The sequence below is a fragment of the Zhongshania aliphaticivorans genome, assembly GCF_001586255.1.
GTDB lineage: Bacteria > Pseudomonadota > Gammaproteobacteria > Pseudomonadales > Spongiibacteraceae > Spongiibacter > Spongiibacter aliphaticivorans.
This window is the reverse complement of sequence record NZ_CP014544.1, coordinates 82,615-109,193: the sequence shown is the minus strand read 5'-3', so window position 1 is coordinate 109,193 and position 26,579 is coordinate 82,615. Positions and strand designations below refer to the sequence as shown.

29 protein-coding genes are annotated in these 26,579 nt (G+C 52.1%); 15 read left to right on the top strand and 14 right to left on the bottom strand.

The features are described from left to right. Positions 1-2 precede the first annotated feature (2 nt). Both AZF00_RS00545 and AZF00_RS00540 read left to right on the top strand, forming a co-directional pair. Positions 3-1,553 carry a phosphoenolpyruvate carboxykinase gene (locus tag AZF00_RS00545; RefSeq protein WP_008253300.1) on the top strand — a complete coding sequence of 517 codons (1,551 nt, stop codon included), beginning with the start codon at positions 3-5 and terminating at the stop codon, positions 1,551-1,553. 146 nt (positions 1,554-1,699) lie between these two features. Then, the gene (locus AZF00_RS00540) at positions 1,700-2,899 is read left to right on the top strand and encodes a class I SAM-dependent methyltransferase (protein WP_008253297.1); all 1,200 of its coding nucleotides are present in this window, start codon (positions 1,700-1,702) and stop codon (positions 2,897-2,899) included. Positions 2,900-2,916: 17 nt separating this feature from the next. Here AZF00_RS00540 and AZF00_RS00535 read toward each other — a convergent pair whose 3' ends face one another. Beyond that, positions 2,917-3,705, bottom strand: a complete 789-nt coding sequence (locus tag AZF00_RS00535) for an alpha/beta fold hydrolase (protein ID WP_008253291.1) — start codon at positions 3,703-3,705, stop codon at positions 2,917-2,919. A 261-nt stretch (positions 3,706-3,966) separates the two neighbouring features. Between AZF00_RS00535 and AZF00_RS00530 the strand changes: the two genes are divergently transcribed. The 4 genes from AZF00_RS00530 to AZF00_RS00515 all read left to right on the top strand — a co-directional run bounded on the left by AZF00_RS00530 (position 3,967) and on the right by AZF00_RS00515 (position 8,391). Then, entirely contained in the window at positions 3,967-4,443 is a 477-nt protein-coding gene (locus AZF00_RS00530) for a hypothetical protein (protein ID WP_008253290.1), read from the top strand. Positions 4,444-4,625: 182 nt separating this feature from the next. Further along, positions 4,626-5,114 carry a phasin family protein gene (locus tag AZF00_RS00525; protein ID WP_050985235.1) on the top strand — a complete coding sequence of 163 codons (489 nt, stop codon included), beginning with the start codon at positions 4,626-4,628 and terminating at the stop codon, positions 5,112-5,114. Positions 5,115-5,261: 147 nt separating this feature from the next. After that, on the top strand, positions 5,262-5,903 hold the full coding sequence (locus tag AZF00_RS00520; RefSeq protein WP_008253288.1) for a TetR/AcrR family transcriptional regulator: 642 nt from the start codon (positions 5,262-5,264) through the stop codon (positions 5,901-5,903). 181 nt (positions 5,904-6,084) lie between these two features. Continuing rightward, on the top strand, positions 6,085-8,391 hold the full coding sequence (locus AZF00_RS00515; protein ID WP_008253287.1) for a Tex family protein: 2,307 nt from the start codon (positions 6,085-6,087) through the stop codon (positions 8,389-8,391). Here AZF00_RS00515 and AZF00_RS00510 read toward each other — a convergent pair. The 5 genes from AZF00_RS00510 to AZF00_RS00490 all read right to left on the bottom strand — a co-directional run bounded on the left by AZF00_RS00510 (position 8,388) and on the right by AZF00_RS00490 (position 11,781). Continuing rightward, complete coding sequence (locus AZF00_RS00510; RefSeq protein ID WP_050985234.1) at positions 8,388-9,341, bottom strand: PA2778 family cysteine peptidase; 954 nt, start codon at positions 9,339-9,341, stop codon at positions 8,388-8,390. The two genes, AZF00_RS00515 and AZF00_RS00510, sit on opposite strands and share 4 nt — an antisense overlap. Then, positions 9,328-9,726, bottom strand: a complete 399-nt coding sequence (locus tag AZF00_RS00505) for a PA2779 family protein (RefSeq protein ID WP_008253284.1) — start codon at positions 9,724-9,726, stop codon at positions 9,328-9,330. Before AZF00_RS00505 ends, AZF00_RS00510 begins: the two co-directional genes overlap by 14 nt. A 69-nt stretch (positions 9,727-9,795) precedes the next feature. After that, positions 9,796-10,365, bottom strand: a complete 570-nt coding sequence (locus tag AZF00_RS00500) for a glycine zipper 2TM domain-containing protein (protein ID WP_008253282.1) — start codon at positions 10,363-10,365, stop codon at positions 9,796-9,798. A 137-nt stretch (positions 10,366-10,502) separates the two neighbouring features. Continuing rightward, positions 10,503-11,267: an adenosylcobinamide-GDP ribazoletransferase gene (locus AZF00_RS00495; protein WP_008253281.1), complete on the bottom strand. Its 765-nt coding sequence runs from the start codon at positions 11,265-11,267 to the stop codon at positions 10,503-10,505. Positions 11,268-11,370: 103 nt separating this feature from the next. Next, positions 11,371-11,781, bottom strand: a complete 411-nt coding sequence (locus AZF00_RS00490) for an Hsp20/alpha crystallin family protein (protein ID WP_008253280.1) — start codon at positions 11,779-11,781, stop codon at positions 11,371-11,373. A gap of 159 nt (positions 11,782-11,940) precedes the next feature. Between AZF00_RS00490 and AZF00_RS00485 the strand changes: the two genes are divergently transcribed. After that, on the top strand, positions 11,941-12,420 hold the full coding sequence (locus AZF00_RS00485) for a peroxiredoxin (RefSeq protein ID WP_008253279.1): 480 nt from the start codon (positions 11,941-11,943) through the stop codon (positions 12,418-12,420). Beyond that, entirely contained in the window at positions 12,417-13,226 is an 810-nt protein-coding gene (gene murI, locus AZF00_RS00480; protein ID WP_008253278.1) for a glutamate racemase, read from the top strand. Before AZF00_RS00485 ends, murI begins: the two co-directional genes overlap by 4 nt. Here murI and AZF00_RS00475 read toward each other — a convergent pair. The 3 genes from AZF00_RS00475 to AZF00_RS00465 all read right to left on the bottom strand — a co-directional run bounded on the left by AZF00_RS00475 (position 13,213) and on the right by AZF00_RS00465 (position 15,489). Further along, a complete protein-coding gene (locus tag AZF00_RS00475; protein WP_008253277.1) occupies positions 13,213-13,551 on the bottom strand; it encodes a hypothetical protein in 339 nt (112 codons plus the stop codon). The two genes, murI and AZF00_RS00475, sit on opposite strands and share 14 nt — an antisense overlap. A gap of 116 nt (positions 13,552-13,667) precedes the next feature. Further along, positions 13,668-14,675 carry an aromatic ring-hydroxylating oxygenase subunit alpha gene (locus AZF00_RS00470; protein ID WP_008253275.1) on the bottom strand — a complete coding sequence of 336 codons (1,008 nt, stop codon included), beginning with the start codon at positions 14,673-14,675 and terminating at the stop codon, positions 13,668-13,670. 196 nt (positions 14,676-14,871) lie between these two features. After that, complete coding sequence (locus tag AZF00_RS00465; protein ID WP_008253274.1) at positions 14,872-15,489, bottom strand: hypothetical protein; 618 nt, start codon at positions 15,487-15,489, stop codon at positions 14,872-14,874. Between the two features lie 99 nt (positions 15,490-15,588). Between AZF00_RS00465 and moaA the strand changes: the two genes are divergently transcribed. The 6 genes from moaA to AZF00_RS00435 all read left to right on the top strand — a co-directional run bounded on the left by moaA (position 15,589) and on the right by AZF00_RS00435 (position 21,712). Further along, positions 15,589-16,590 carry a GTP 3',8-cyclase MoaA gene (moaA, locus tag AZF00_RS00460; RefSeq protein ID WP_008253273.1) on the top strand — a complete coding sequence of 334 codons (1,002 nt, stop codon included), beginning with the start codon at positions 15,589-15,591 and terminating at the stop codon, positions 16,588-16,590. Between the two features lie 38 nt (positions 16,591-16,628). After that, positions 16,629-17,117, top strand: a complete 489-nt coding sequence (locus tag AZF00_RS00455; protein ID WP_040804479.1) for a cupin domain-containing protein — start codon at positions 16,629-16,631, stop codon at positions 17,115-17,117. 17 nt (positions 17,118-17,134) lie between these two features. Next, on the top strand, positions 17,135-18,070 hold the full coding sequence (locus tag AZF00_RS00450; RefSeq protein WP_008253271.1) for an AAA family ATPase: 936 nt from the start codon (positions 17,135-17,137) through the stop codon (positions 18,068-18,070). Positions 18,071-18,082: 12 nt separating this feature from the next. Beyond that, a complete protein-coding gene (locus tag AZF00_RS00445) occupies positions 18,083-19,477 on the top strand; it encodes a VWA domain-containing protein (protein WP_008253270.1) in 1,395 nt (464 codons plus the stop codon). Positions 19,478-19,579: 102 nt separating this feature from the next. Next, positions 19,580-20,215 carry a DUF502 domain-containing protein gene (locus AZF00_RS00440; protein ID WP_008253269.1) on the top strand — a complete coding sequence of 212 codons (636 nt, stop codon included), beginning with the start codon at positions 19,580-19,582 and terminating at the stop codon, positions 20,213-20,215. A gap of 36 nt (positions 20,216-20,251) precedes the next feature. Next, positions 20,252-21,712 (top strand): TrkH family potassium uptake protein, encoded by a 1,461-nt coding sequence (locus AZF00_RS00435; RefSeq protein WP_231856174.1) that lies wholly within the window; start codon positions 20,252-20,254, stop codon positions 21,710-21,712. A 10-nt stretch (positions 21,713-21,722) separates the two neighbouring features. Here the strand turns inward: AZF00_RS00435 and AZF00_RS00430 are convergent, their stop codons facing one another. From AZF00_RS00430 to AZF00_RS00425, 3 genes are all read right to left on the bottom strand, one after another. Further along, entirely contained in the window at positions 21,723-22,082 is a 360-nt protein-coding gene (locus AZF00_RS00430; RefSeq protein WP_008253265.1) for a DUF4112 domain-containing protein, read from the bottom strand. Between the two features lie 4 nt (positions 22,083-22,086). Beyond that, positions 22,087-22,245, bottom strand: coding sequence for a YqaE/Pmp3 family membrane protein (locus tag AZF00_RS18810; protein WP_008253263.1), 159 nt, complete (start codon positions 22,243-22,245; stop codon positions 22,087-22,089). 92 nt (positions 22,246-22,337) lie between these two features. Continuing rightward, positions 22,338-22,625 (bottom strand): DUF202 domain-containing protein, encoded by a 288-nt coding sequence (locus tag AZF00_RS00425; protein WP_008253261.1) that lies wholly within the window; start codon positions 22,623-22,625, stop codon positions 22,338-22,340. Between the two features lie 118 nt (positions 22,626-22,743). On the opposite strand from AZF00_RS00425, the gene AZF00_RS00420 reads away from it, so the two are divergent. Continuing rightward, positions 22,744-23,952, top strand: a complete 1,209-nt coding sequence (locus AZF00_RS00420) for a leucine-rich repeat-containing protein kinase family protein (protein WP_008253259.1) — start codon at positions 22,744-22,746, stop codon at positions 23,950-23,952. 76 nt (positions 23,953-24,028) lie between these two features. Here the strand turns inward: AZF00_RS00420 and AZF00_RS00415 are convergent, their stop codons facing one another. Then, on the bottom strand, positions 24,029-24,250 hold the full coding sequence (locus AZF00_RS00415; RefSeq protein ID WP_008253258.1) for a hypothetical protein: 222 nt from the start codon (positions 24,248-24,250) through the stop codon (positions 24,029-24,031). Positions 24,251-24,406: 156 nt separating this feature from the next. Beyond that, entirely contained in the window at positions 24,407-26,512 is a 2,106-nt protein-coding gene (locus tag AZF00_RS00410) for a PQQ-dependent dehydrogenase, methanol/ethanol family (protein WP_008253257.1), read from the bottom strand. Positions 26,513-26,579 lie beyond the last annotated feature (67 nt).

Sequence of the window (26,579 nt, the reverse complement as noted above, 5' to 3'; positions counted from 1 at the left end):
GAATGAGTGCTGAAACGACGATTTACACCGATTTAAGCCCCGCTCAACTAATTGAGCAAGCCCTGAGTCGCGGCGAAGGCCGTCTCGCCGACAGCGGCGCACTCGTCGTTACTACCGGCAAGCGCACCGGCCGCTCACCTGGCGATCGCTACATTGTACAAGAGCCATCGACCTCCGATGCGATCGACTGGACCAGCGTTAACCGTCCCTTCGATGCCACTAAATTCGACGCCCTCTGGGATCGCGTTGAAGACTACTTAGCCGATCATGACAGCTTTGTATCTTCACTCCACGTTGGCGCCCACGAAGACCATTACATTCCCGTGGTTGTGAACACCCAAACGGCATGGCAGGGTTTGTTTGGCCGCAATATGTTTGTGCGCCCCGCCAAATACAATCCCAAAGGCAAAGAAGAGTGGACTATCCTCAACTGCGCGGGTTTTGTTTGCGAGCCTGAGCGTGACGGCACCAACTCTGACGGCTGCGTTATTATCAATTTCGCGCAGCGCAAAGTCCTGCTGGCTGGCATGCGTTATGCCGGCGAGATGAAAAAAGCAATGTTCTCCGTACAGAACTTCCTGCTTCCTGAAAAAGACGTGATGCCCATGCACTGCTCGGCTAACGTCGATGAGTCTGGCCAAACTACCTTGTTCTTCGGCCTGTCTGGCACGGGCAAGACTACCTTGTCTGCCGACCCAAGCTGCTACTTGATCGGTGACGACGAACACGGCTGGGCAAAAGGCTCGGTATTCAATATTGAAGGCGGCTGCTACGCCAAGACAATCAACCTGAGCCAGAAAAACGAACCCATTATTTGGGACGCGATTCGCTTTGGCGCGATTGTTGAAAACGTTGTTATTGACGACCACACTCGCCATGCCGACTACGACGACACCAGCCTGACTGAAAATGGTCGCTGCTGCTACCCACTAGAAAACGTCGAAAAGCGTGTTATTGAGAACGCCGCAGGCGAGCCCAAGACCGTTATTTTCCTGACTTGCGACGTCTCTGGCGTCATTCCGCCAATTTCAATTCTGTCTAAAGAAGCGGCTGCATTCCACTTTTTGAGTGGCTACACCGCACGGGTTGGCTCCACCGAGCTGGGCGCAGAAGCGGGCATTCACCCTACGTTCTCCACCTGTTTTGGCGCACCCTTTATGCCTCGTCCAGCTGGCGATTACGCCGAGCTGCTGATGAAGCGCATCGAAGATTTCGACTCTCAGGTTTATTTAATCAACACTGGTTGGACTGGCGGTTCAGGCGCAGCAGGCGGTACTGGCTCACGTTTCCCGATCCCCGTAACCCGCGCCGTGGTTGCCGCTGCTCAAAACGGTACACTAATTGGCGCCGAAACTGAGCGCTTAGAAGCACTAAACCTGACTATCCCCAAGGCGATTCCCGGTGTAGATGACAAATACATCAACCCGCGCAAAGCCTGGGGCGACGCAGCTGCTTATGATGCTGAAGCTTCTAAACTGGCTCGCCTCTTCCAAGAAAACATCAAGAAGTTTGACGTTTCCGAGGCCATTATTGCCGCAGGCCCCCAAGCCTAAGCAATACGCCATAAAAAAGGGGCAGCTTAGCTGCCCTTTTTTATGCCTGTAAACTTGCCGGATCTCCCTATCCGGCCCACACTTATCACTCCCTAGTGCGAAGGCCTCGCCCTGCGTATTACCTCGATTGCTTATTGGGCAAACCTATGACTGCAAACCCTTCGGCAGAGCACACCACCCGCTTTATTAGCGACTGCGAGCACGCGTTTAATAAGGGCCAACTACAGCGCTTGGTGCTATCTAAATACCAGGGTGACGAACCCGAACTCAATCGCATCAGCATCCGCCCAATTAATCTAAAAAACACGCTACTGCTGTCCTTTCTCTATGAATACCGCAGCCGTCACGTCACCAAAAATGTCAGCTTAGACGACGCCGTAAGCCTGCTGCAGCGCTGGTTAGGCAACGACTTTAATAATGCCCACATGGTCAGTACCGACTGGGAAATTCAACTGCGTTTTAGCAAGAAGGGTAAGCCGCTACTCAATAAACACCGCAACAAAGACAGCGCTACTGCGCCCGCCGAAGCCCTGCAGCACAACCGCGAAAAGCACCGCTTTGTGGAGCAATGCCGACCCTATTTACAGGCGCTTGGCATAACCGACTCCCAGGGCCAAATTATTCCCGCCATGTCCCGCAAATGGAAGCAGATCAACCGCTTCATTGAAGTACTCGCCACCGCCATCAGCAATACGACTCTAACTGAACGCGAGACCATTCACATTGCCGACTTTGGCTCGGGCAAAGCCTATTTAACCTTTGCCCTCCACGACTACCTCCACGACAAACTGGGCATGAGCACCCAAGTCACCGGCGTAGAGTTGCGCCAAGAGCTGGTCGACCTCTGCAATAACACCGCCGCAAAGCTAAACTTGCAGGGCATCAAATTTGAACAGGGCGATGTTCAACACTTCGCGGCCCAGCACATTAACGTCATGATCGCCCTACACGCCTGCGACACTGCCACCGATTACGCAATTCACATGGGGATTCGCAGCAACGCCGACATTATTATGTGCTCGCCCTGCTGCCACAAACAACTTCGTCCCCAACTGAAAAGCCCAGCACCGCTCGCGCCACTGCTCCAACACGGCATTCACCTTGGCCAAGAGGCCGAAATGCTAACCGACGGTCTACGCGCGCTATTACTGGAGGCGCATGGCTACGACACCAAGGTCTTTGAATTTATTTCTTTGGAGCACACCAGTAAAAATAAAATGATACTGGCACAAAAGCGGCGGCAACACCGCGACAACAGCGAAGTGCTGCAGCAGATTTCCGATATTAAAACTTTTTATGGTATTCAGGAGCACTGCCTAGAGCGCCTGCTTAACGCCGACGCCTAGCCGCAATGCCAGACAGCCTAGGCTGGCACTGCCGAGTGGGCGTAAACCCTGCTTCGCAAGCCACTCACATCGAAGGGCTGCCAGCGATCTTCGCGCTGCGCCAAACGCTCCGCCACGGCGTACATTACCGCAACATTATGGGTTAAACCGACGTGACTGCCCGGCACCCGCAAATTTTCAGTATTGCTATTTAATTCCTTATCGATACAGAACTGCCAATCGACAATACCGTCACCCTCACTGTACATAGCCGTGGACGGCACAGTCGGCGTCGCCTGCCAGCAATTTTGCCACTCTAACATTGGATCAGTTAGGGCACCGGGATTCATCATTTCGTAGAGCTTTAAAACCGGCCCAGTGACCCCATCCATACCGGGAATATGAATTGGCGAGCCCAGGGTAATGACTTGGCGAACAATATCTGGATTTTTGTAGGCCAAGGTTCGGGCATAGATTCCCCCCAAGCTCCAGCCAATCACACTGACTTTACGGCAGTGGCGCGCGGCAAGCTCTTTTACGTGGCGCTCGTAAGCCAAGTATTTTTGCTCAGACATACCGCTGTTCAAGCCCTGCTCCCAACCATAGGCCGCAAAGCCGCGACGGCGCAAAAAGCCCCGCAGTGCAGCGGTGCCGCCATCGCCGGTCATAAAAGACGGCGCTACTACCACCGGGTGACCGTCGCCGCACTTTATTTTGTCCAGCGTTGATCGAAAACTGACCATTGCCAGCATTTCAAAAATAACCCGCAACTCCCTTGCTGTTCGCAACGGCGTGGGCTGCCCCGCTTTATTCTTGTTTTGAGCCATGAATACCTCGTTATATTCCGACAAGCGGCCTAGAAGGTAACAACTATATAACCTAAGTTTCCCGCTAAGCGCAATACCGCGTTAATGCTGTATAACGATGCGGGGAATATAATAAGCGCGAAATAGGGACTTACCGCAGGATTAGTATGTGCTTTCTAATTAATCTCCGTACTCTTGCACCCAAGTCAGCGAGCAATAGCAGTTCTCGCCGAAATCTGGCTCTAAATAGCCTACTATTTCATTCTCAATGAGGACGTCATCATGACCGAAGCAAGTAAAATCGAAAAAGCTAACGCACTGGCAAAAGAAGTGTTTTTGGCAAACCTAGGTCTGGCTGGCATAGTCTTTGAACAAAGCCAAGAAGTATTTAAGCAGACTGAAGCTAAAATCAAAGAAACTGAAACCAAAGCTAAAGACGCTTACAGCAAGCGCAATGAATTCTTTGACAGCTTGGTTGCCCGTGGCGAAAAAGTGCAAAACGACGCAGTTTCTAAATTTGAATCTAGCAAAACCCAAGTAACGAGCAAAATTGAATCTAGCAAGTCACAAGCTATCGCTAAGTTCAATGACACCAAAGCGCAAGCTATCGCCAAGTTCGAAGAACTGAAAAGCGAAAGCAACACAGCAGTAGAAGCTCAGCTGAAAACCCTGCGTGACGGCTTTGAAAAAGTGAAGTCTAAAGTTTCGCGCAGCGCTGCTGAAGCAACTGACGTTGTAGCTGAAGCCACCGCGTCGTAAGCATTCGGTGCCCGTTAGGGTGCCAAATCCTAGGTCTTTATCTCACCTATGCTTTTGCACGATGCGCCGTATGGCCATCGTGCTTTTTTCATAGCTAAGTTCAGACTCACAGTTTCCGCACCGGCAAGGTATTCTTACTGGTGTACCAGATTCAGTTATTTTATTTTGCAATGGAGAACGCCATGAGCAAAGACAGCAAAAAAAGCCTGCAGGATCTTAAAGACGCCACCAACCACGCTGGCGAAGTTGCTAAAAGTATTTGGCTTGCCGGCCTTGGCGCCTACGGCCGCGCTTACGATGAAGCCCACGAGGCCTTAGAGAAAGCCAGTAAAGAAACCCCTAAACTGTTCACTGAACTCGTGGACAAGGGCAATCGTTTAGAAACCCAGGCCCGCGCCAAACTTGGTGAAGCTACCAATATTGGTAAGACTATTTCCATTGAAGAGCGCATTAGTAAAATGCGTGCCAGCCTTGGTTTTGGTCACACTGCCAGTGCTGACGATCTAAGCCGTTTAGAGAAGAAGCTCGATGCCCTTAGCAAAAAAGTAGACGCGCTAAGCAAAGCAGCTAAACCGGCCGCCGAAGCAGCTGAGCCCAAGACTGCCGCAAAAGCAGCACCTAAAGCGAAAGCACCGCGTAAAGCACCCGCAAAGAAAGCTGTCGCTAAGTAAGCGGAGCTCATCTCTAAAGGGAAGATGAAGCTTTCATCTTCCCTTTTAGTAACACCCAAACTTCCGCTGATCTAATCGACATCGCTGGACACAGACGCTGGGTTCATGGCACCTTGTCGCTTCGCTCACAGGAGTCTGTTATCTCGGATGAAAACCCGCGACAAAATATTATTAAGCAGTCTCGCCCTATTTAATACTGACGGCGAACCCAATGTCACCGCCGTTGATATCGCCAATGAACTCGATATTAGTCCCGGAAATCTTTATTACCATTTCCACGGCAAAGACGAAATCATTCCCGAACTCTACGCCGCCTTCGAACTTGAACTGATTGATATCCTCAGTGCACCACTGCAAAAAAACCTTGGCGCCCAAGACACCTGGTTTTATTTGTACATCGTTTTTGAACACATTTTTAATCACCGCTACCTGTATCGCAATCTCAACGATATTCTTCAGCGCTACCCACAAATCGCCAAGAAATTTTCTAAATTACTCGAGCTAAAAGTACAAGCCGCTCGAGCAGTGACCTTAGAATTGCGGGGCCAGAACTTTCTCGACCTCGACGACCTACAACTTGAACGCCTTTGCGACAATATCGCCATGTCACTGACCTTTTGGTTAAATTACACCCACCTCCGTGGTCGCAATATCAGCAATGAAATGATGATTCATCAAGGCGTATTTCAAATTATGTCGCTGGTTACCGAGCACCTCCGCCCGGAATACCGTTATTTTTATGATGAGTGCTGTGCCTTGTTTGAAGCTTTAGCGCAGAGCGAAACGTAGCCACACGCTTGACGGGAGAAGGGAGACGCTAAAAATTGAAAGCAGCGCATGAATCCACGCTTTGCGTCTTTCGTCTCCCATCAAGCGTCTCCCGCAGTCCAAAAAACTTATTGTCAAGCCTCGCACCACGGCCTTAGTTTTTGCATAATGTCCGGCTTCACGTATCTAATAAGCCGATCATATGAATTCCATCCCCAGCCGCATTGCTCAAGAACTTGGTGTTAAAGAAGCGCAGGTTAGCGCTGCCGTTGCCCTGTTAGATGAAGGCGCAACCGTGCCGTTTATTTCCCGCTACCGTAAAGAAGTCACTGGCGGACTCGACGACACCCAAATGCGCGATTTGGAGTCTAGGCTGGGCTATTTGCGGGAATTAGAAGACCGGCGCGAAACCATTCTCAACAGTATTCGCGAGCAGGACAAACTCAGCCCCGAGCTAGAACGGGATATTCGCGGCGCCGACACCAAGAACCGCCTAGAAGACTTATACCTGCCCTATAAGCCCAAGCGCCGCACCAAGGGCCAGATCGCCATTGAAGCCGGTTTAGAACCCCTCGCCAACACCTTATTTGACGACCCCAGCCAAGATCCCGCCAGCCTCGCCCTCAATTATTTAAATGCAGAACAGGGCATTAACGACGTGAAAGGCGCACTCGACGGCGCCAAGTACATTCTCATGGAACGCCTTAGCGAAGACGCCAACTTGCTCGCCAAGCTCCGTAACTTCTTGTGGAATGAGTGCCTTTTGTGCAGCACCGTTATGACCGGCAAAGAGCAGGAAGGGGAGAAGTTCAGGGATTACTTCGCCCATAGCGAGCCACTGAAAACCACACCCTCGCACCGCGCCTTGGCCATGTTTCGCGGCCGCAACGAAAGCATTCTGAGTTTGGCGATAAAGTTCAGTGAAGAAGAGGGCGCAACTCATCCCTGCGAGGGCATGGTCGCCGAGTTCTGGAAAGTGAAAGACGAGGGGCGCCCCGCCGATACCTGGCTAAAAGAAGTGATTCGCTGGACCTGGCGTATAAAACTCTACACCCATTTAGAAACCGATTTGCTGGGTCAATTGCGGGAACTCGCCGACACCGCAGCCATTGACGTGTTTGCCCATAACCTCAAAGACTTACTCTTGGCCGCACCCGCCGGGCAGCGCGCCACCATCGGCCTCGACCCCGGCATGCGCACCGGCGTAAAAGTGGCCGTTATCGACGCTACCGGTAAAGTCGTCGACCATTGCGCTATTTTCCCAACCCCGCCTCAGAACAAAATTGCCGAATCCGCCGCTGTACTCTTGGCGCTGATCAAAAAGCACGGCGTACAGCTCATCGCTATAGGCAATGGGACCGCCAGCCGCGAAACTGAACGCTTTGTAAAAGACGTACTCTCTGCTCGCCCCGAGCTGGGCTGCACCAGTGTCATGGTTAACGAGTCTGGCGCATCTATTTATTCGGCATCGGAATACGCGGCCAAAGAATTCCCCGATCTCGACGTGACCATTCGCGGCGCGATCTCTATCGCCCGCCGCCTGCAAGACCCGCTGGCCGAACTGGTTAAGATTGACCCTAAATCCATCGGGGTAGGTCAGTACCAGCACGATGTATCCCAAACTGCCTTGTCGCGCACCTTGGAAACCGTGGTAGAAGACTGTGTAAACGCAGTCGGTGTAGATGTAAACACCGCCTCACCAGCGCTGTTAGCAAGGGTATCTGGCCTGAATCTAAGTATCTCGGCCAATATTGTTGAATACCGCGACCGTAACGGCGCCTTTAAAAACCGCGAGCAATTAAAAGAAGTTAATCGCTTTGGCGCCAAGACCTTTGAGCAGGCGGCAGGCTTTTTACGTGTTGTTGGCGGCGACAATCCACTCGATGCCTCGGCAGTGCACCCCGAGTCCTACAGCGTGGTCGAGAAAATCGTCAACCGCTGCGGTCGCGAAGTGAAAAACGTCCTGGGCGACAGCAGCTTCTTAAAAACGCTGAAACCAGCCGACTACGCCGACGAACGCTTTGGTATACCCACGGTTACCGATATTTTTGCCGAATTAGATAAACCCGGCCGCGACCCCCGCCCAGATTTTAAAACCGCGACCTTTAAGGACGGCATAGAAAAAATTTCTGATCTTGAGCCAGACATGATCTTGGAAGGGGTCGTTACCAACGTCACTAATTTTGGTGCCTTCGTCGACATTGGCGTTCATCAAGACGGCTTGGTACACATCTCGGCCTTGGCCAATCAGTTTGTCAAAGATCCCCACAGCGTGGTGAAAGCGGGCGACATTGTTAAGGTTAAGGTCATGGAAGTCGATGCCCAGCGCAAGCGGATCGCACTGTCTATGCGCTTAGACGACAAAGCCAGTGACGTGCAAGCCGCCAATAGCAGTGGTGAGCGACGCGGTGGGCGCAACAAGCCAGCAGCCATGCCTAAGCAAGCACCAAAGCCCGAAAATACCACGATGGCTGCACTGTTTGCCCAAGCTAAGCAAAAGAAACGCTAAGGCGGTTCGCCGCCCTCCGAAGAACAGTGCTCCGCTGCCGCCTCGGCGGCGCGGATTTCACTGGCGCTTTCGCGATACGCGTCATCCTCCGGCGCCAAGGCTTCAGCGCGGCTAATGGCGGTCAACGCTTGGGCTTTACAGCCACCCGCTAAGAGCGCGTAGGCGTAATTATTCCACAGCGCCGGATCATCCTTTGCGAGAGCCAATAAGCGCTCAAACACCTGAATCGCCCGCTGACTTTCACCCTGTGCCAAGGCTAAATTCGCCTGCGCCGTTAATACCGGCAGGGAATCTGGCCAGCGCTCGGCGGCCAAAGCATAAAAGCCCGCCGCCAATTCAGGGTGGCCAGTTTGCTCAAAGGCGTAGGCGCTGCGAATGGTGACTAAGGGCTCCGCCGTGACCGGCAAATGGCTGCTGTCTACCATAACCCGTGCCCAGTTGTTGGTTCGCGACCAGGTCGCCATAAACGTTGAAAAGGGCAGGCGATAATAGGGGCGATCCCCTGAGTGCAGAATAAGTTCATCGCGGGCTAAATCGTAACCAACGGCAAGGGCATAGTGCCATTGCGGCCACCATGAGAAGGTCAAGTTCTGGAACACCAAAACCGGATTACCCGCATCGAGTTCTTGCAATAACGCATGAAAATTTTTGGCTAAGGGGTAGGGCAGTAAACCCAGTCTACGGCTGGCCGCTTGCATTTCAACCGCCAGCGAACCCTTTTTACCAGGAATAAACAGTTGCTTGGCCAAGTCGTTTTGATCAGCGTCAATACCACGGTATTGAGCGACTTCAGCCAAGGCTGCAGGACCACAATAATATTGCTGCTGGGCAATAAACGGGACGTCTAACTGGCGCCGAGGCCCGAGGGTCTCGGCGTATTCTTTTAACGGTAAACCGGAACAGGCCTGCAAAAGCAGGCACAAGAGGAGGAGGGCTTTACTTCGCCGCATTAACAAACGGGAAGATGTCGGTAATGCCCAAGATATCGGTGATGAAGAATATGAGCACCAAAAGCGCTAACAGGCCAACCGCACCCGAGCCCGCTGGCAGTTCATCCATACGTTCGTGCAACATGGCTAGTTCGGTGGGGCTTAATGAATCGATACGGGCCTCAACATCGGCCGGTGACACACCTAATTCCACTAAGCGCGACCGCACATCTTCGCTGGCCAGCGCAGCCTTCATCTCAGCGCGTTCAGACTTTACTGAGTACTCCGCCACCATTTTATCGGTACTGATCACTGAGGCCGATGCGGTACTGGCGAGTAAACCAGTCCAAATCATAAAACCGCTCATTACCACGGCCGTGCTTCGCTTCGCTAATTTCGTTGTCATACAGCTCACTCCATTTGGCAAATTCTGGCCGCACCTCATACACAGATACGACTAGGGGTAATACTTAATCTAAAATTTTGTTGTTTCTGGTTTACTGGTATCCGATTGACTCAGCACCAGCTGACCATTCTCAACGGGAATTGTCGCTCCCGGTTTGTGATCCATAATTACCGTATCGGTTTTACCCTCTAACTGGTAAGTCACACTATAGCCGGTAATTTTCTGATGGGGGTCTTGCACCGTATTACAACGCTGCTCAGTTGTGGTGTACACATCTTTTTGCTGCATATTTTTCTGCACTTTATTACCCGCGTAACCACCCGCTGCCGCGCCGGCAACCGTCGCAAGCTTCTTGCCGTTACCGCCGCCAACCTGCTTGCCAATAACCGCGCCCAATACGGCGCCAATCACTGTGCCCGTCACTTGGTTGCCATCTTTCACTTCAGCTTGGTGCTGAACCACTTCGTCATAGCACTCTTGACGGTCGGTGTAATAGGTTTCGGTAATGGCCTTGCTGTCGACAACCTCGGCAAACTGGGGCTTTTTACTTTCTACAATCGTGTTATAGCCCGCATAACTGCCCGCTGCCGTTACTGCCACTGCGCCAAATATGCCGCCTACCAATAAATTTGTGTTCATGCCTGTATCCTCAGCCATAAATTGCTTGTAATGCTATGACTGTAGTTGACGCAATGAGTGCCGCCAAATCATGGTTTAAGACTGTGCAGTATTCACACTTTGTGAATTTGCGCCAAGCGCCCTAATTTCGCCTTTACTTATAACAAAAAAGCAAAATACACCAAAATTTCAACCACTTGCTGGGCAGCGCCAAGGGCGTCGCCGGTATAACCACCAATCCGACGACGTAAATAGACGGCAAATGCCCAGCGAAACAGCAGGGCCATGATCAGCAAACTTATAAAAGAATAAACATCGATAAAGAACAGCAGTGGCAACAGCGGCGCACCGGAGTACAACCAGTACCTAAGAGGCATTGTGGTCGCCAAGGGTTTGGACTTGCCTTCGCCGCGCACATAATGAAGGTCCACCAAATACGAGGTCGACACCCAGCGACTAAACACATGCGCCCAGAGCAGAGCGACAACCACAACACCAACTGACGGCAAGGCGTGCAAACTGGTGGCTTTTAAAGCCAGCACAGAAATCAGACCCACCGTGCCGTAGGTGCCAATGCGAGAGTCTTTCATTATGCGCAAGACGTCTTCGCTGCGCCAACCGCCGCCAAAGCCATCACAGCTGTCGGCAAAACCGTCTTCATGGAAGGAGCCGGTAATCAGAATAGAGGCGAGCATCGACAGCAGCACTGCCATCAGGCTATTGCCAAACAGCGCCAAAGCCGCAACATAAATCATGGCCGCTAACGCGCCAACCAGAAGACCGACTGAGGGAAAATAACGCGAGGCGCCATTAAGCTTAGCCTCACTAAAATCTGGATCGGCGGGCACCGGTAACCGCGTTAGAAACCCCACGGCCAAAAGCAAAACCTGCCATTCATAACGACATTGCTGGCGAGTAATCAAAACCGGACTCCACATCAACGAGCAAAAAACAACGCTGCCAGACAAGGGCCTGACAGCGGATTAAGGTAGCCAGTGTAGCAAGCTCGCCAGTGTTGATGTGCGCTTATTGCACCGTAATCTTACGCGGCTCATCTACCGTCGACTTGGGGATATTCAGGGCCAGCACGCCGTGTTCAATTTTGGCGGCAATTTCGTCAGCTTCAACGCCTTCAGGCAAGCTGAAGCGCCGTATAAACTGACCCTGCCAGCGCTCTTTGATACTGCTTTTGGTCGCTTGCGCATCGGTTTTGCGCTCGCCCTGCACGGTTAGCACGCCGTTGTGCACGGTAATATCAACTGCATCAGGCGCGATGCCCGGTACGTCCATCACCAATAAGAAGCCACCCTCATTTTCGCAAATATCCACCGCGGGCTGCCACTGGGCGGCGCGCTCGCCATCACTTGCTTGGCGATCAAATCCGCGATTTATATCACGCAATTCATTGAACAAGGTAAACGGCAAATAACTATTCATGATAAAAACCTCCAATACCTTCAATCTAAACCATGAACAGCGCGTCGGCTGTTATCCAGAATATGGTGGCTGACTTTAGATTTTCAAGTGGATTACGCCCAGGCCATTGCTCTGCTAAACTGCTTGATCACACTCGTTTGATAATATTAAGGTCCTACTATGAGCATTCAGACTGGCGACAAAATTCCCGCAGCAAAACTGAAAGTGATGGGCGAAAAAGGCCCTCAAGACATCACCACCGAGGAGCTCTTTAACGGTAAAAAAGTCGTTTTATTTGCCGTGCCCGGCGCATTCACCCCCGGCTGCTCACTTACACACCTACCCGGCTATGTTGTTAATGCCGACAAAATTAAAGCCGCCGGAGTCGACACCATTGTCTGCATGGCAGTGAATGACGCCTTTGTTATGGATGCTTGGGGTAAATCCCAAAATGCCGAAGAGCTGCTGATGCTTGCCGATGGCAATGGCGACTTAACCAAGGCTCTGGGTCTAGAGATGGACGCCACCGGCTTTGGTATGGGTAGCCGCTCCAAGCGTTTTGCCATGATTGTCGACAATGGCACCGTGAGCCACCTCGCCGTTGAACCTGCTGGTGGTGTTGACGTTAGCGCTGCCGAAAAAATTCTCGCCCTGCTGTGAGTGCCAACCAGCACACTCCCCGTGTGCTGATCTTCGATTCCGGCGTCGGCTCATTGAGCATTGGCGCCGCAATACACGATCTGCTCCCGGAAATTGATCTGCTCTACGTAATGGATCATGGTGGCTTCCCCTATGGCGAATGGCCAGAAGCGCTACTCACCGAGCACATTTGCGCAACTGTATGCAGAGTATTAGCGACCCACAAAGTCGACTTACTCGTGATGGCCTGCAATTCAGCGAGCACCGCCGTACTGCCTGCGCTGCGCAGTCAAATTACGATTCCCGTGGTGGGCGTGGTCCCGGCAATTAAGCCCGCCGCAGCCCTTAGCCAGAGCGGCGTTATTGGCCTACTGGCCACCCCCGGTACCGTTAGCAGGCCCTATACCGCACAGCTTATTCAAGACTTTGCCGCCCACTGCCACATCATTGCCGTTGGCAGCCCCGAGCTCGCGCCAGCGGTTGAAAATTTTATTTGGCATGAGCATGCCTTGGATGCGGTTTTAAGCAGGGTAAAAACGGCCTTTAGCCAACACACTGATTTTTCAGCAATGGATACGATTATTCTCGCCTGCACCCATTTCCCTCTGGTGCAGCCACAATTATCAGTCTTGTTACCCAATATAAACTGGGTGGACTCGGGTCAGGCCATCGCGCGGCGCGTTGCCTTCCTTATGGGAGAGTTGGGTTTAGCAGAAACACCGGGTAAACCGGCAAGGCAGTCGGCGATTATTCTGGGCGAAGAACCTGCAAGTGCAAATTTGGCGCAGTATTTACAGGCCAGAAATATAAAAATTAGCGCTGATTAAATTCAGTTACGCTGATATCGTAAATACGTAATATCTCGTTCATGTTTTTCATAGCGACGTTATAATTTGCTATTCGTTTACGTCGCCGCTCATCATTATCCCGACCAGTACCTACCGCCGTTTTATCCATGGTATCTAGGCATTTCAAATAGCGTTGGCTGTCATCCAAATAGCGTTCTACTCGGCGTTTACTTACATTCATCTCGTCAACATCAGCAACCGCACCATCTGCTAAATTTTGCGGCATCAACGGCAAAATACACGCCGCCTGAGCGAGGGGAACCCAGCTAACTAGAATAAAAAAAACAGTTATTAAAAAACGCATTTGCTCAATCCGGCGATAAACTCGTTGGCAGAGTATACCGCAGAACGGGCAACGGGAGACGAGAGACGCTGGTAAAAACGCGGTCTCGCTCACCTCCCAAAATGGTAGAATTTCCCTTATAGGGCGCGGGGGTCAAAACCCCCAGCGTAAAACTGGCTATACCATTTGCGGAATTTAGCGATAGGGCCATCGCCATCGCACAAAATTGGGAGAGGACGATAGATTTTGTGTTCCCAAATTGGCTTGTCTTCTTCTAGCTGGCCAACAATATTGGCAATGATTGCCGCATTCACACCGCCTTTCTTCACTTCGCCATTCACTTTAGGCTGAATAAACGCAAAGCGTACCTGCACCTTGTGCTCGTCAATTGGCGTGGTCATACCCAATAAAAAGGTATCGGCAATCCCTTCAAACTTGGTAAAACCCTGACCGGGACCAGCACTTCCGGTGCGAATTGAGCCTTTCACCTCGCCTCTGGGCGTCGGCATATTAGCCACCTGCAAGCCTCGCACAATTGGACCGTCGTAAGTGGTTTCCCACTCAGGGAAAGAAGCAGTGCCATGCACGTACTTAAAATGTGCGGGGTCGGCGGCATTTTCGGCCATCTCTTGGGGATGAGTATGAATGATCCACTCATAGCGGTCTTGGGGAGACCAGTCATCGCTATTCGCTTCGTCGTGACTTATCACGTCCCACAGTGGTGCGGCGCCATCAGGGTGATACCACGCCCAAATGACCTTATTGGTTTCCGTAATAGGGAAGGTTTTGAGGCACTTTTTGCCCGCCACTTTTGGCGGCATATTCTTGGCATAAGGCACTTCTACGCACTCGCCCTCGGGACTAAATTTCCACGAGTGAAAAGGGCAGACAATATTATTACCCTCAATCCGGCCGCCGCCCGTACCCGAGCGCTCGTGAATACCGTGACCGAGGTGCGCACCCAAATGCGGACAATAGGCTTCCATTAACACCGCTTTACCCGCTTCGGTGCGAAATAGCACCAATTCCTGGTCAAAGTAATGCACCGCGCGAGATTCGCTGGGCGCCAGTTCATCGGAATAAGACACCGCAAACCAGCCAAAGGGCATGGGCATCGGGTAGCGTTTAATCGTTTGACTGGTCATTGTTCTGTCCTCAGGGCGTTTAGCGGCAAACGCAAAATTCGGTGAGATTGGCGTATTTTGCCCACACTTTACTCTCCACATCGCTACAGACAATGACAAATGGAGACAGGACACTGGCAAAAAACGCCACGCGTAGACCGCTACAGTGGCTTTGGCGACCCCAGCGGCCGCCAAACGTGCTTAAGCCAATTGCGGCTTAACGCCAGCTCTTAAATTTTTCCATCATCACATCCGCGCCCATACGAATCAGCGACTCATTAGGCGAGCCCGGCTGCACACCGGTCGCTAAAATAGTCTGCTGTACAGCGATTTCCTTGGCCACGTCTTCCATGGTTTGCTCGTCAACTGGCTCGCCCTCTGGGGTTGTCGCCTCGCCTTTAGCCGCCGCGCGAATCTGAGCATCGCGCTCCGACCCAGGCTCAACACCACCCCGGCGCATCACCTCTACCACGGCTAAATCTTCGGCCGCTTGGCGACTATTAATGGGCTTGCCCTCGGCGTCATAAATACCATCATTAGGTTCATAGGCGGTTTCTGGTGATTGCCCCATACTGATGCGGATCATTGCCGCCTCGGTAGAGTCAGGCGGCACACCTGCTTTACGAACCGCCTCTTCCGCTGCGCGGGCTTTTCCTGCTTGCATCGCGGTAATGGGCTGGCCGTGGCGATCATAAATCACCGCTGTTTGACTGGCCTGGGCACTGGCCGACGCGTCAGTAGCGCTAGATTCCTGAGTTTTCGCTGTTGATTCAGCTGCCTGCAGAGGCAGTGCCACACAGAGCGCAATTCCCGCCAAGATATTGAAAATCTTCATTTTTAACCCCTATATTGACCAAATTTCACTATTTTAAAATCCATTTACAGCCCACTACACACAAAGCCAGTTGGCCCAGCCTGTGTTAACATCGCTAGCATGACTAGCACAAGCGCCCCACTTCAAGACCGCTTTGGTCGCAGCGTCGATTACCTGCGACTCTCGGTCACCGACCGCTGCGATTTCCGCTGCGTATACTGCATGGCGGAAGATATGACCTTTTTGCCGCGCAAGCAAATTCTCAGTCTTGAGCAGTTGTACGATATTGCCAGCAATTTTGTTGAGCTGGGCGTTAAGAAAATTCGTCTCACTGGCGGGGAGCCGCTCGTCCGCAACAATGTCATGGCCTTGGTTGAACGCCTCGGCAAACTCGACAAACTTGAGCAGCTGCACCTGACCACCAATGGCGCCCAGCTCGACAAATACGCAGGTCCGCTCAAAGCAGCCGGCCTGACTGGCATGAATATTAGCATCGACAGCCTTCAGCCCGAGCGCTTTAAAGCATTAACCCGCTTTGGCGAGCTCAGTAAGGTACTGGCCGGTATCGATGCCGCCGTCGCCGCTGGTTTCCAGCGCATCAAACTCAATGCGGTGATTCTCAAGGGCAGAAACGACGACGAAATAATCGACTTAGTCGACTACGCCCGCCACAAAAATGTTGATATCAGCTTTATAGAAGAAATGCCCCTTGGTCAGATTAGCGAACACGACCGCGCACAGAGCTTTATTAGCAGCGAGCAAATTCGCGACACCATCCACGCCCGCTATCCTTTAACCACCAGCACGGAAACCACTGGCGGCCCTTCGCGCTACTACCGCATGGCCGACAGCCTGAGTCGCATAGGTTTTATCTCCCCCCATAGCCACAATTTTTGCCATCTGTGTAATCGGGTGAGACTAACCGTAGAGGGGCGGCTACTGCTCTGTCTCGGCAACGAGCATTCGCTAAACTTAAAAGAGATCATTGAGGCCCACCCCGGCGACGATCAGGTATTACAGACTGCCATTATCAAGGCCATGGACTTAAAGCCGGAACGCCATCACTTTGATCTCGACGGCGAACCGCAAATCGTGCGGTTTATGAATACCACTGGTGGCTGATGCAAACACCGGCAGCGCCCCCTGTAGCTAATGCTGCAATGAACAGCGCAACAATTATCGCCCAACTCGGCCTAGAGCCCCATCTTGAAGGCGGCTATTTTCGCCGTAGTTATACCGCGCCACACAGCATTAATGGCCGCCCCGCCCTGTCGTCGATCTATTATTTACTCACCGCCGACAGTCCTATTGGTCACCTACACCGCAATCGCTCTGATATTTTGCATTTTTGGCAGGGCGGCAGTTCGCTGCGTTACACGCTAATCTCACCCAACGGCGAGTTGAAGCAAAAAGTAATGGGGCCAAATATTGGTGCTGGCGAACAACTGCAAATATTGGTACCCGGCGGTTACTGGAAAGCCTCGGAATTGTGCGCTGGCGACTATGGCCTAATTTCCGAGGCAGTGTGCCCCGGCTTCGACTTTGCCGACCACCAATTGGCCAGCGCCGCGCAAATTCAACACGACTACCCCCAGCACTGTCAGCGCTTGGCGCGCCTTATTTCACCCTCGCGCAACAATAACAGCTAAATATTGGAATATTTGCTATGAGTGACGCCCGCAACAATATCGACACCCTCATCGCCCAACTGGCGGAACAGGGCTATATCGCTAGCTCCGCAATTGCCACCACCCTGTATATTGCCCAGCAATTAGAACGCCCCATTCTTATTGAAGGCCCACCGGGCGTAGGTAAAACCGAGCTGGCCAATGCCACCGCCGCCATGCTCAACAAGCCCATGTTCCGTCTACAATGTTATGAGGGCCTCGACGAAAGCAAGGCGCTTTACGACTGGAAATACAGCAAGCAACTATTGTATGTGCAGGTTTTAAAGGAACAGTTGCAAGAAATACTCGACGGCGCTGAAGGCCTAAGCTCGGCGGTTGAGCGCCTGCATAATTTTGACGATATTTTCTATTCCGAGCGCTTTCTCGAACCCCGGCCACTGCTCAAAGCCTTGCAAAGCGACAGCGGCGCGGTGCTATTAATAGACGAAATCGACAAAGCCGACTATGAGTTTGAATCCCTGCTGCTAGAAATTCTCGCCGACTTCAAAGTCACCCTGCCGGAAATCGGCACCTTGAGCGCAGTGCACAAACCCCTAGTCATTCTTACTAGCAACAACACCCGCGACCTCAGTGACGCCTTAAAGCGTCGCTGCCTGCACCTCTATATTCCCTTTCCTGAGGCCAAATTAGAAAACCAAATTGTGCAGAGTAGGGTGCCCGAGGTTCCTGAGGCCCTACGCCGCCAACTGGTCGACTTTGTTCACAGCGTGCGCAGCTTCGATTTAAAGAAGCAACCCGCTATTAGCGAAACCATCGACTGGGCCCGCAGCCTCCTGCTGCTGCACAGCGATAGTCTGTCTAAACAACTGGTAGAAGACACCCTCAACGTACTACTCAAATACGAGGAAGACATCGCCATGGTCACCCCGGAGTTACACAGCTTGATTAAAAAATCCGAAAGCGGCTTGCTGTAAACCTAAGCCACTATGGATAACACGCTGCTCCAATTCATTCGTCATCTGCGCCACCACGGCCTGCCGGTGTCGACCGCTGAAACCTTAGATGCCATGCAAGTTACAGCGGCACTAGGCTATAGCGACCCGATACTATTGCGCGATGGCCTGGCGAGCTGCCTCGCCAAAACCGTCGACGACAACGATACGTTTGCCCTGTGTTTTGATCAATTCTTTCACCTCGACCATAGCCAAGACGCAAACAGCAGCGACAGCCAAGCAGCAAATACCGAGCAAAACCTGCCGAGCAGCGAGCAAGCTAATGAAGGCGAAGTCGGTGACGGCCAAGCCAGCGGCGAAGGCCAGGGCGATTCAGCAATGCCCGGCAAAGGTGGCGGCGGGGGCGGGCAAGGTAGTCAAACCCGCGCCGACGTAATGCGCGCCGCCGCTGAAGCAGGTATCGAAAATATTCAGTTTCGCACCCAGCGCGGCGTATTTCGGCGCCGTATTCTCGATGTCCTCGGCGACAACCAGCGCCAGATCGAAATACAAGCGTTGCGCGAAGCGGGCAACGACGAGCGCGCCAACTGGCTCGAACAAATACGCGACGCGCAAATCGCGGCGGTAATCGATGTTATTAACCGACAACTGCTACTCAATAACGACGCCTCAAGCCGCGCCATTCGCGACGATATACTCCAGAACAGTTCACTGTCGGCCATGGAGTCTTACCATCGCGAGCGCCTGCCACCGCTAATTCGCAAGCTCGCTAAAAAGCTCGCCTCACGGCACCGCCAACGCCACCGTCACGCCCGCAAGGGCAAGCTCGATTTGGGCAAAACCCTGCGCCGCAATATCGCCTACGGCGGCATTCCCTTCCACCGTTTTTGGAAGACCACGCGCAAAGATAAAAGTGAGATTTTTGTACTCTGCGACATCAGTGGCTCGGTTAGCGCGTGGTCACGTGTGCTACTGCTCTTTATGCAGGCCCTCAGCGACGTATTGCCCAGCACCCGCTGCTTTGTGTTTTGCGGGCGCAGTATTGAAGTCACTGATTTATTTCGCCAATACCCCGCCGACGAGGCTCTCGCCATTGTGCAGCAGCGTCACGGCCTCGGTAGCAGCGACTACGGTTTGGCCCTCAATACCTTTCGCGATCAAATTGCCGACAAACTCAACCGCCGCAGCTGCGTCATTATCTTAGGCGACGGCCGAGGTAATGGCGGCGATACCGGCATTGCCGCGCTGCGCGATATTTACCACCGCGCTCGCTTGGTGCTGTGGTTTAACCCCGAATCCCAATTTAGTTGGAATACCGGCGACTCAGAGATCCGTCGCTACCAAAGTGCCGCGCACTATGTGGCGGAATGCGGCTCACTGCGTAAATTAGAACGCTTGCTAGACGGTCTATTAAGTCTATTACGTTAAGGTTCCGTGAAAATGCTCTGGCACAAATACACCCATATTGGCGATGTAGTCCGTCGCTAAACTCGCTACTATAAACACTGACCGAGACCAACTTGGATCGCTATGGATAAGCTCAAACATTTTATTAGCCAATCATTTATCGGTGGCGTATTGGTTATTGCGCCCATTGTCATCCTACTACTGGCGCTGCGCTGGGCAATGCACAGTGTCCAAGCGCTGATTGCACCACTGACTGACCCACTAGAGCGCATTACCGGTGCGCCAAGCTTAGTCATCGACGTCGCCGTTATTGCGCTCATTCTCATCGCCTGTTTTATGGTTGGCACCCTCGTCGCCACCCGCGCTGGGCTCTGGATACAAAATTTTGTCGACGCCCATTTAGCGCGCTTTGCTCCAGGCTACAAACTGATTCGCGACATTATTCAGCAAATGTTTGGCACCAATAGCAACTCACCGTTTACCCGTGGTGAAGTGGCGGTGGTGCAGCTCTATGGCAGCCACATCCCGTCAAGAGCAACCGCTATTATCACCAGTCGTCACAGCAACGGCTGGTTTACCGTCTTCGTTCCCACTGGCCCCAACCCCACATCGGGTTTTGTCTACCACCTGCCAGCAGATTGTGTAGAACCACGCCCCGACATTAAGTTAGATGCCGCCTTTAAATCGATTATCTCCTGTGGCGCCGGTTCCGCAGAGCTCGGTATCATCAACGTTAACCAGCCGATAACATCGCAATGACCAAGCACCCACTGACCGGCAAGTGACGGTAGGACGATGATGAGCCAAACCTCACTGATTAAACCCGTACTCAAGGTTTGCAGCTTAATCTTACTGGTATTTGGCCTGCTAATGGCTGTACCGCTGCTAATGGCCATCATTTACAACACCGGCAATAGCCGCGCCTTTGCCGGTGCGCTTGGTTTAACCGTGACGCTCGCGGCCTGTGGTTGGTTACTCTCGCGCTCCTACCGCATGAACATGCTAACACCACGACAAATGTTCTTAATTACCACCAGCTCGTGGCTGCTAATTTCCCTGACTGGGGCATTACCTTTTCTATTAATACCCGGCTTTTGCGGCTTTACCGACGCGGTGTTTGAATCGGTTTCTGGTTTGACAACCACCGGCTCGACGGTCTTGGTTGGCCTAGACGGCATGGCCCACGACATTCTAGTGTGGCGCTCTATGCTACAGTGGGTAGGCGGGCTCGGCGTCATCGGCATGGCCGTCGCGATTTTGCCTTTTTTAAAAGTCGGCGGTATGCGCTTATTTCAAACTGAGTCCTCTGACTGGTCAGACAAAACCACACGCTCCGGCACCATGGTCACTATGATCATCTACGTTTATATCGTCCTTACCTTGCTGTGCGCCGGCGCCTATATGCTCGACGGCATGGACAGTTTTCACGCCGTCAACCACGCCATGACCACCATATCCACTGGCGGCTATTCGACCTCAGACAGCTCCTTTGCGCAGTTCGCCGACCTGCCCAGTCACTGGATAGCAATCTTCTTTATGATACTTGGCGCCATGCCTTTTACGATTTACGTGCACTTCATTATTAAGCGCCACTGGCAAGTATTTAACGACCAACAGATTCGTGGCTTTTTACTCACTCTGCTGGTTCTCAGTGTCATTATTACTCTGCATCTACTCTCCGAAACCGACATCGATCTAGCCCACGCCCTCACCTATGCCACCTTTAATTTAGTGTCAGTCATTACCACCACCGGCTTTGCCAGCGGTGACTATTCGCAGTGGGGTGAGTTAGCCGTAGCGGCATTTTTCTTTGCCATGTTCATTGGCGGTTGCTCGGGTTCCACTAGCGGTGGCATTAAAATATTCCGCTTTCAATTGCTATTTATGATGATGCAAGAAAGCATTGTTCGCGCGGTGCACCCCCGCGCCATGATCCACCGTCACTACAATAAACGCCCCGTCGACGACAGTATTGTGCTCTCGGCAGTGACCTTTGTTTTTATTATGCTGATCTCGCTGGTTGCGATTACTCTGCTACTTGCGCTCAGCGGCCTAGACCTTACTACCAGCCTCACCGGCGCCGCTACCGCGCTCATGAATGTTGGCCCCGGATTAGGCGATATCATTGGCCCCGCAGGAAATTTTTCTAGCCTGCCAGATAGCAGTAAATGGATTTTGAGTGTGGGAATGTTACTTGGACGACTGGAGTTTATGACCGTAATACTGGTGCTAACACCGACGTATTGGAAGAGTTAAAAAATCAGTATTATTTTTCAGCATCAACTGCTGCCACCCACGTTTCAAGCAAAGCCACATTACGCATGTTTTTACGAAACGCGACATCGGCTATGTCACCGATGATCGGCACGCTACCCAATAAAAAATCCAAGGCAATATTGCCCAACATTTTTAACTGCAATGACTGCGGTGCCTTGAGCTTTCTGGCTTGCACAATAATCCCCAGACCGAGGAGGGCGCTAAACAAATCCCCGGCCACCGGCAACAGCCCAAGCAACGCATCTAAACCAAAGCGCCAAGGGGTATAGGGAATGCCCCAAGCGCCATCAAGCAAGATTGCGAGCTGACGACTGCGTCGCAGTCGCCGTTCGGTTTCAGTGTCGGTCATTTATCTATTTTTTGGCGATAATATAAACCGCATGAATAATTCCCGGCAGATAACCGCATAGCGTGAGAATAATATTGATCCAAAAATGTTTACCTAAACCAACTTGTAAAAATACGCCAACTGGCGGTAAGAAAATTGCAAAAATAATACGAACAATATCCATAATTCTATATCCTCTTTATTTTGCTAATGCGACGCTGTGCTTTTCAAGATAGCACAGATAAATAACGATGAATTGCTAAGGCGATACTAATATCACTTATTGCTAGCCTGTAAGTCTTTCAGACTCACGGCATAGCGATTAAGTTCTGCTTTTACTGTGTAAAAACGCAGTAAGCCAATCACCAACACCAGCACACCTAAAACGACCAAGACCCACACCGTGGCGACATAAGAATTAATCTTTGAGAAGAACTGAAACAAAACCGCCGCCGCAGCCAAAAGTGACAAGCCAGTTCGAATATAGGCAAGAAAGGTACGTTCATTAGCCATACGCGTCCGCTCAAGCGCCAGTGTATCTCGGGTATCTGAATTCCCAGTCATAATATTCCCTTATATTGTGGTATCGATGTTTGACAGCGGCGCACCGCTTTCTTTCCTTTTACGGCTATATTCAGTAGGCTTCAAACGCTAAATTTAGCACACACCATGGAATTATATTTTGCATACCCTCGCGCAGCTTAAATCGGGTGAACTGGTCGGCGTAAAACGCCTACAGATCTCGGCAAATCTGACATCCTTGCCCGCTGAAATACTCAGTCTCGCCGACAGTCTCGAAATACTGGATGTGTCTAATAATCAATTATGCAGTTTACCCGACGAGCTCAGTCAGCTTAAAAAACTGAAAATTATTTTTGCTTCAAACAATCGTTTTCGCTCACTGCCCGAGGTGCTAGGTCAGTGTGAGAACTTAGAAATGATCGGCTTTAAATCCAATCAAATAACGCAGATTTGCGGCAGTGCACTACCACCAAAATTACGCTGGTTAACACTTACCGACAATCGCCTAGACGCTTTACCCGATGCAATAGGCCAGCGCTCACAACTTCAAAAACTGCTAGTGGCGGGTAATCGTCTGCAACAGCTACCGCTGAGTTTGGCCCACTGCACTCATCTTGAGTTGCTGCGTATTTCTGCAAATCAGCTCAAGCAATGTCCCGAGCACATACTCGACCTACCAAAACTCGCGTGGCTGGCCTTTGCTGGCAATCCCTTTAGCACGGCAGACAGTGACGGCCCATCAGTGCCATTCGTTGCATCGTCAAGTTACACCCTACACCGCGTGCTGGGACAAGGTGCATCAGGAGTAATCTCAAGGGCGACGTGGAATGCTCCGCAACAAGATTTTCCTCACGAGGTCGCCGTAAAAGTATTTAAAGGCCAGGTTACCAGTGATGGCTACCCTCGCGATGAGTTGCGCGCCTGCTTAAAAGTGGGCGACCACCCTAATTTAGTGAAATCGCTAGCGCAGGTGAACGAAGCCGACTGCCTCGCATTGATCATGAGCTTAATACCGCCTAACTATAAAAACCTGGGTCTGCCGCCAAGCTTAAGCAGCTGCACCCGCGACACCTTCCCTGCGAATTTTTCATTATCAACAGCGCAAGTCAGTAAAATAACTGCGCAGATAACCGCGGTATTTGAGCATTTGCATGCCCAACAAGTTTGTCATGGCGATCTATACGCTCACAACACCTTGTTCGACGAAGCCGCCAATATTCTGTTTGGCGATTTCGGCGCCGCATCGATGTATCACATGCTAAGTAAGGCGCAGCAAGAAAAAATACGCGCCATAGAGCGTCGCGCCCTCGGCCATTTTATTGATGACCTCCAGAGCCTCTGCGCCGTAAAAAGTGTGGCGGCGATCTAAACCTTGAATATCGGAAACAATAAAGGGCAGATCACCTTCACATGATCTGCCCTTTTTCGGCTAATTAGCAAAAAAGCTATTTTTTGCCTTTGCCGTCGCCGCCGTCTGCATCAACGGTCAGCGAGGTATTTTCGCCGTCGCTATCGCTTTTATAACCAAAGGAGCCTTCGCCGGTGTCGATACTTATCGCAGTAGAGCCTTTCTCGGCAGCAGGTGCGGTAGTGGCTTTGTCGTCGGAGCAAGCCATGAGTAAAGTGGCGAATGCTGCGATTGTAGTTCCTATCAGAAGCTGTTTCATAATTTCTCTATTGTCTATTGAGGAAACGAACACAGGCTTTGACTGTGCACCATGAGCTTAGTTCAGTATTGGCAAATAGCCAGCGCCTGACAATGCGCGCTCGGGCAGCTCACTGAATAATTCAAGCTCGCTACCCGAGACGCATGAGGGTGTGTCTTATTTACCGATATCTAATTTTGCCTCTAAGCCTTCATGGGCGGCATGAATAATGTAACTGCGCAATGCCTGCGCATCTGACTTCGTCAGCACGCCGTTAAACGATGGCATACCGCGCGAACTTAATAAGCCATCGATAACAACGGCTTGAATGGCGGCATCAGTCGCGAGTAGCGGCGACCAGCGCAAATCCGGGATTAGGCCGCTAGATATGACATGATCACCGTGACACACCACGCAATTGCTGTCGTAGAGTACCTTTCCTCTGGCAATGGTTTTCGCGTCTGCCGTTGACTCTGGCGGTGCTGGTCGCGCAGTCACCTTATCCGAAATCGCGGGAAGGCTCGCTTTACCGCCCAACTTAAATACCATTAAGCGCCCCACGCCAGCGTCGCTTTCAGCCGGAAACAAGCCGCCGTATACCAAGGCAAACGTACCACCCCAGCCCGAGGCAACCGCTATATACTGCTCGCCATCCAATTCATAGCTGATGGGTGGCGCAACAATGCCGGTTTGCGCAAAGAAATCCCATAGTCGCTCCCCGTTGTCGGCCCGATACGCCACCAGCTTGGCGTCGGCGTTGCCTTGAAACACCAAGCCGCCCGCAGTCGACAATACGCCACCATTCCATGGACTATTGTGCTCCACCTGCCACGCGGGCTGCTGTTTCACCGGGTCCCACGCCAACAAGCGGCCTTTTACTGCTGCTTTAACCGCCTTAAATTGGGCGATATCGGTCGGCAGTGAACCCATGGCACTGTCTGCGCCAGTATTCCAGCCCTTGCTGTTAAAGCTGAAGTTTTCATCTTGGGCATAAACATAGGGCGTTTCCATGGCGGGAATATAGACCAAGCCAGAATCGGGGCTAAACGACATGGGATGCCAGTTATGGCCGCCAAACGGCCCAGGTAATTGCATATAGGGTGCTTTGCCACCCCAGCGCGCCTCGGGAATCTCAACAGGGCGCCCAGTTTCGAGGTCGACGTGTGTTGCCCAGTTGATCGGCACATAGTTTTTCGCTGACAACAGCTCGCCGCTGACGCGATCAATCACATAGAAAAAGCCATTTTTAGGCGCCTGCATAATGACCTTGCGGGCTTTGCCGTCAATATTTACGTCGGCCAGGATCATGTGCTGGGTGGCCGTGTAATCCCAAGTCTCACCCGGCGTGGTTTGGTAGTGCCAAACATATTCGCCCGTGTCGGGTCGCAGCGCCACAATGGAGGAGAGGTAGAGATTATCGCCACCACCCGGGCTGCGAATGCTCTGGTTCCATGGCGAGCCATTGCCCACGCCAATATAGAGCAGATCTAACTCGGGGTCGTAGGCCATGGAATCCCAAACCGTGCCACCACCGCCAAATTTCCACCATTCACCTTTCCAGGTTTCTGCGGCCTTGGCCATGGCCGGGCTTTCAGCACCATCCGCGGGATTACCCGGCACGGTGTAGAAGCGCCACAACAGCGCGCCGGTGTTTATATCGTAAGCCGAGACATAACCACGAACACCGTACTCCGCGCCGCCATTACCAATAAAGACTTTGTCCCTAACAATGCGGGGCGCTCCAGTAATGGTGTAAGGCTGGCTCTGATCAACGGTAATGGTATCCCAGAGTTTGACGCCGGTTTTAGCGTCGAGGGCCAGCAAACGGCCGTCGATGGTGCCGGTAATAATTTTGCCATCGGCGTAGGCCACCCCGCGATTTACCGCGTCACAGCACAAATCGGCGGCCTTGCTGCGATCAACCTTGGGGTCGTATTGCCAGCGCAGTGCGCCCGTTTTGGCGTCGAGCGCTGATACCTTATTCCACGTGGCGGTGACGTAAATAACACCGTCAACCACCAGCGGCGTGGCCTCAATGCCGCGGCTCACGCCCAAGTCGAATGCCCAAGCTAAACCCAGTTGTGAAATATTATCTGGGCTAATTTGCGCCAAGGGCGAAAATCGCTGCTCGGCATCACCGCCGCCGTGTTTCGTCCACTCGACCGCCCTTGCCTCAGCGGGCGCGTCCTCCGGTGGCGGGGCTTTAGCGCACGCCAAGAATAGTGACGAGAAACACAAAAGAGCGACTGATTTCAGTGCGGGAATAGCCGGGGCATTACTCATTATTGTCTCCATGTTTTACATGATTACTTTTATGAGCCTGACAATGCCAAGCAAATGGACAGGTGTA

Coding starts and splice junctions, on each gene's coding strand:
- AZF00_RS00545 (WP_008253300.1), top strand. CDS start 3: ATGAGTGCTGAAACGACGATTTACACCGATTTAAGCCCCGCTCAACTA.
- AZF00_RS00540 (WP_008253297.1), top strand. CDS start 1,700: ATGACTGCAAACCCTTCGGCAGAGCACACCACCCGCTTTATTAGCGAC.
- AZF00_RS00535 (WP_008253291.1), bottom strand. CDS start 3,705: ATGGCTCAAAACAAGAATAAAGCGGGGCAGCCCACGCCGTTGCGAACA.
- AZF00_RS00530 (WP_008253290.1), top strand. CDS start 3,967: ATGACCGAAGCAAGTAAAATCGAAAAAGCTAACGCACTGGCAAAAGAA.
- AZF00_RS00525 (WP_050985235.1), top strand. CDS start 4,626: ATGAGCAAAGACAGCAAAAAAAGCCTGCAGGATCTTAAAGACGCCACC.
- AZF00_RS00520 (WP_008253288.1), top strand. CDS start 5,262: ATGAAAACCCGCGACAAAATATTATTAAGCAGTCTCGCCCTATTTAAT.
- AZF00_RS00515 (WP_008253287.1), top strand. CDS start 6,085: ATGAATTCCATCCCCAGCCGCATTGCTCAAGAACTTGGTGTTAAAGAA.
- AZF00_RS00510 (WP_050985234.1), bottom strand. CDS start 9,341: ATGCGGCGAAGTAAAGCCCTCCTCCTCTTGTGCCTGCTTTTGCAGGCC.
- AZF00_RS00505 (WP_008253284.1), bottom strand. CDS start 9,726: ATGACAACGAAATTAGCGAAGCGAAGCACGGCCGTGGTAATGAGCGGT.
- AZF00_RS00500 (WP_008253282.1), bottom strand. CDS start 10,365: ATGAACACAAATTTATTGGTAGGCGGCATATTTGGCGCAGTGGCAGTA.
- AZF00_RS00490 (WP_008253280.1), bottom strand. CDS start 11,781: ATGAATAGTTATTTGCCGTTTACCTTGTTCAATGAATTGCGTGATATA.
- AZF00_RS00485 (WP_008253279.1), top strand. CDS start 11,941: ATGAGCATTCAGACTGGCGACAAAATTCCCGCAGCAAAACTGAAAGTG.
- AZF00_RS00475 (WP_008253277.1), bottom strand. CDS start 13,551: ATGCGTTTTTTAATAACTGTTTTTTTTATTCTAGTTAGCTGGGTTCCC.
- AZF00_RS00470 (WP_008253275.1), bottom strand. CDS start 14,675: ATGACCAGTCAAACGATTAAACGCTACCCGATGCCCATGCCCTTTGGC.
- AZF00_RS00465 (WP_008253274.1), bottom strand. CDS start 15,489: ATGAAGATTTTCAATATCTTGGCGGGAATTGCGCTCTGTGTGGCACTG.
- moaA (WP_008253273.1), top strand. CDS start 15,589: ATGACTAGCACAAGCGCCCCACTTCAAGACCGCTTTGGTCGCAGCGTC.
- AZF00_RS00455 (WP_040804479.1), top strand. CDS start 16,629: ATGAACAGCGCAACAATTATCGCCCAACTCGGCCTAGAGCCCCATCTT.
- AZF00_RS00450 (WP_008253271.1), top strand. CDS start 17,135: ATGAGTGACGCCCGCAACAATATCGACACCCTCATCGCCCAACTGGCG.
- AZF00_RS00445 (WP_008253270.1), top strand. CDS start 18,083: ATGGATAACACGCTGCTCCAATTCATTCGTCATCTGCGCCACCACGGC.
- AZF00_RS00440 (WP_008253269.1), top strand. CDS start 19,580: ATGGATAAGCTCAAACATTTTATTAGCCAATCATTTATCGGTGGCGTA.
- AZF00_RS00435 (WP_231856174.1), top strand. CDS start 20,252: ATGATGAGCCAAACCTCACTGATTAAACCCGTACTCAAGGTTTGCAGC.
- AZF00_RS00430 (WP_008253265.1), bottom strand. CDS start 22,082: ATGACCGACACTGAAACCGAACGGCGACTGCGACGCAGTCGTCAGCTC.
- AZF00_RS18810 (WP_008253263.1), bottom strand. CDS start 22,245: ATGGATATTGTTCGTATTATTTTTGCAATTTTCTTACCGCCAGTTGGC.
- AZF00_RS00425 (WP_008253261.1), bottom strand. CDS start 22,625: ATGACTGGGAATTCAGATACCCGAGATACACTGGCGCTTGAGCGGACG.
- AZF00_RS00415 (WP_008253258.1), bottom strand. CDS start 24,250: ATGAAACAGCTTCTGATAGGAACTACAATCGCAGCATTCGCCACTTTA.
- AZF00_RS00410 (WP_008253257.1), bottom strand. CDS start 26,512: ATGAGTAATGCCCCGGCTATTCCCGCACTGAAATCAGTCGCTCTTTTG.